The 3,233-nt window shown below is 63.1% G+C and carries 4 protein-coding genes and 2 pseudogenes; 4 read left to right on the top strand and 2 right to left on the bottom strand.

Features of this window, described 5'->3' with window-relative positions; all coding sequences use genetic code 11:
- Window positions 1-202, top strand: a 202-nt coding sequence (locus AC2TEW_RS38760; RefSeq protein WP_484627832.1) for a transposase, incomplete at its 5' end; no start/stop codon positions are given.
- Window positions 203-242: 40 nt separating this feature from the next.
- Here AC2TEW_RS38760 and AC2TEW_RS38755 read toward each other — a convergent pair.
- Window positions 243-454: pseudogene (locus AC2TEW_RS38755) on the bottom strand (class I SAM-dependent methyltransferase); the annotation flags it as partial.
- A 33-nt stretch (window positions 455-487) separates the two neighbouring features.
- On the bottom strand, window positions 488-1,774 hold the full coding sequence (locus AC2TEW_RS38750; RefSeq protein ID WP_484627831.1) for a glycoside hydrolase family 64 protein: 1,287 nt from the start codon (window positions 1,772-1,774) through the stop codon (window positions 488-490).
- A 311-nt stretch (window positions 1,775-2,085) separates the two neighbouring features.
- On the opposite strand from AC2TEW_RS38750, the pseudogene AC2TEW_RS38745 reads away from it, so the two are divergent.
- The 3 genes and pseudogenes from AC2TEW_RS38745 to AC2TEW_RS38735 all read left to right on the top strand — a co-directional run.
- Window positions 2,086-2,487 (top strand): annotated as a pseudogene (locus tag AC2TEW_RS38745) (transposase); the annotation flags it as partial.
- Between the two features lie 87 nt (window positions 2,488-2,574).
- Window positions 2,575-2,976, top strand: a complete 402-nt coding sequence (locus AC2TEW_RS38740; protein ID WP_484627785.1) for a transposase — start codon at window positions 2,575-2,577, stop codon at window positions 2,974-2,976.
- On the top strand, window positions 2,880-3,233 hold a 354-nt coding region (locus AC2TEW_RS38735; RefSeq protein ID WP_484627744.1), incomplete at its 3' end, for a transposase. The genes AC2TEW_RS38740 and AC2TEW_RS38735, both read left to right, overlap by 97 nt.

Here is a 3,233-nt window from a genome sequence, read left to right as displayed (position 1 = left end):
CCCCACCACCAGGGGCTTCGTCGTCCAGCCCCGCCGCTGGGTCGTCGAACGCAGTCTTGGCTGGCTGATGAACCACCGCCGCCTGGCCCGGGACTACGAGGCCCTCCCCGCCCGCTCCGAAGCCATGATCCACGTCGCGATGATCAGCCTCATGACCCGCCGACTCACCGGCGAAAACACCCCAACCTGGCGCGGAACATGAACCTCGGAGCCAGGGACGAAACACCCAGTAAACAACAATCTCAGGCAGCCGCACCCCGACGGAACAACGCGGTCCACAGGAAGGTCACGCCGAACAGTGCCGAGTCAGGGGACTCTCCCGCATGCGGCGCAGTTCCACCTCGACCAGGTCGGAGAAGATCCAGCGCAGTGTTTCGGGCGTGTAGGCGAGGCCACCCTGCAGATTGCGCTGGCGGTAGAGGTCTGCGTCGGCGAGCTCCGACCCTATGCCTCCGAATAGGGAGTCATCACACCGGCTGATTCCTGGTCAGCCGACGGTGAGCGTCACCTCGTCCGGCGGGTTCGCGTTGCTGAGGATGGTCACCGAACTCTGGTTTGCCACGTCGTCGAACGGAAATCCGTACGCAAGGTTGTCAACGCTGATGGCATGCATGAACTCGGAGTAGCCGTTTGAAGGAGCCGGGTCAGGATCTTGGGCGGTGGCCTTGGGGTAATAGGCAGAAGGATCGTGCCAGTCGTTCGGACTGGAGGCCACACCTCGGTTGAAAGCAGCGCAGAGTTCGGCACCCAGGGTTCCCTCGACCCCGTTCAGCCCTGCCCCGGCGAGTGCGCCCGAGCACGACACGACGTCGTAGGTCGAAGGTTTGGCCAAACTGCCGGAGAGACCATTGTCCGTGAAGTGCAGTCGGCCATCCGCTTCTACCTGACCCGTGAAGTTGTCACCCGGTCGGGAGAACTGGAACGCGCCCGGGGCCTTTGCCCAGTCGGTCCACACCCGATTGATCTCGTTATCAAAATAGTTTGCCGCACTGCCTCCGGAAGCAAAAATTGCAGAGGACCGAGGGGCAATGATGCGACCGGAGCCGTCGATCAGGTGGGCGAACGGCGTTCCTGCTTCGGCCTGCTTATACCTGGTGACAAGCGACGCACTGCCTCCACCCGGGGATTCCTCCGTGCCACGGACCTGGTCCACGCCAGACGCCTTCTGGCTCACTTCTGCCGTCAGCGGGAAACTGAACATGTCAACCTGAGTCGTGTTTCCGCCGAAGTTTGTGACACCGTACTGATAGCTGTACTCGTACCAGTCAAACAGAGTGTTGAGGTTCGGGTCGGTCGGGTTGCTCAGGTTTGGGCCGGCCCAGCCCGAGTTATCGGGCGCGATCCCGAGGTACATGGGAGCATTCTTTGAAACAAATATCCTGGCTCCGATCAGGTTTGCCGGCAGATGCAGTTCCCTCTTGCCATTGGATTGCGGGATCTGGTCCAGAGTGAACGACATGTTGGCATAGTTCGTACCGTTCTTTGTCAGGTGACCGGAAGCATTAGCATCGTTGTGGTCGATGTGCTTGACCACCCCATCCGCCGTTACGTAGGACCACTGTCCCGCACCGGCCTGGCCAATGACGGTGACGTACACCTGACTGTCTGGAAGTCCCGTTTGATTGACAAAAGCAGCCGGGAAGCCTCCGCTCTCGGCCGTCGCGGCGAAAGCTGGAACGGAGGAGACGAGCGGGATCGACGCGGTGGCACCCGCGAGCGCCAGCGCGATCACAGCCCTGCGAAACGACCCGGCTCGCATCTTCCTGGTTGACATTCTTCTCTCCTTTTCATTCCAAAACGGCGCCGAAAGAGCGAACAGCTGAAGATTTTTCTACGGCAAGACTGTAGACATAGTTTCGCCGAAAGGATCAAATTTATTCTGCCGCAAGGAGCCTGCGGTGAAGAACCGCTACGCATTGAGTTTCCCAATCGACCTGCCGCGTTCTTGTCCCCCAGTCGGTGGGGCGACGGGATGAATTTTTCGCCTCTGCTGACGCTGCCAGGTCAACTAGGGCACGTATCGGCTTGTGATCAATCTGCGGGTTTGACCCTCGCGATCGCGCCTGATCCGATAGATCGTGTTGCGTGACGCGAGTGCAACTGACTGATGCCGAGTGGGAGTTCATCGGGCCGTATCTGCTGATCGGTGAGTACGGCCCGTACCCCGAGCGGCTCCGCCGACAGTTCGAGGGTGTGATCTGGCGGTTCCGGACGGGTGGCCAGTGGAGGGAGATGCCAAGCGAGTTCGGTGCCTGGTCGACGGTTCACAACCGCTTCCGGCAGTGGAGGGACGCCGGAGTCTTCGTAGCCCTGCTGGAGGGCGCGATCGCCGAGGCCGCGAAACGGGGCGAGGTGGACCTGTCGCTGGTCAGTGTGGACTCCACCACCGTCCGGGCCCATCACGACGCCGCCGGGACGTACCTCGCCCCCGACACGCTCGCCGACCTGGAGAAGGCCGCCGAGGAGGCGGAGAAGGCCCGGAAAAAGGGGCGGCCCTAAGAGCTCGTAACACGATCTTGTGAATCGGTGCAGGTCGGCCGTAACCGGTACGACGATTGAGCTGTTCGTGATGGCGTGAGCACCAAGCCGTGGGCCGTGGATGACGAGTTGTGGGCGATGATCGAGCCGGTCCTGCCGGCCTGGCCCGAGCGGTCACCGGGACCGAAGCCCGTGTCGGACCGGCTCTGCCTGCAGGGCATCCTCTTCATTCTCTACACCGGGATCCCGTGGCAGCAGCTGCCCCTGGAGCTGGGCTTCGGCTCAGGCCAGACATGCTGGCGGCGCCTGGAGCGCTGGCAGGAGGCCGACGTCTTCGACCGGCTGCACCGGATACTGCTCGCCGAGCTCAACGCGGCTGGCGAACTGGACTGGAGCCGCGCGTGCGTGGACGCCTCCCACGTACGCGCGAAAAAAGGGGACCGGCGACGGGCCCGTCGCCGGTCGACCGCCGCAAGACAGGCAGCAAACACCACCTGATCTGTGACGGTGGCGGCACCCCGCTCCACATGATCACCACCGCGGCCAACGTGAACGACGTCACCCAGACCCTCGCCTTGGTGGACGGAGTACCGCCGGTGGCCGGCCGGGTCGGCCATCCCCGCAAGCGCCCCGACGCCCTCCTCGGTGACAAGGGCTACGACAGCAACCCCAACCGGCGCGAACTCCGCAGGCGCGGGATCCTGCCGGTCATCTCCCGCAAGGGGCAGCCCGACATCAAGGGACTTGGCAAGCTC

It is taken from the genome of Kitasatospora sp. NEAU-CNBT7 (genome assembly GCF_057220535.1).
This window is presented reverse-complemented; position numbering and strand designations above follow the sequence as displayed.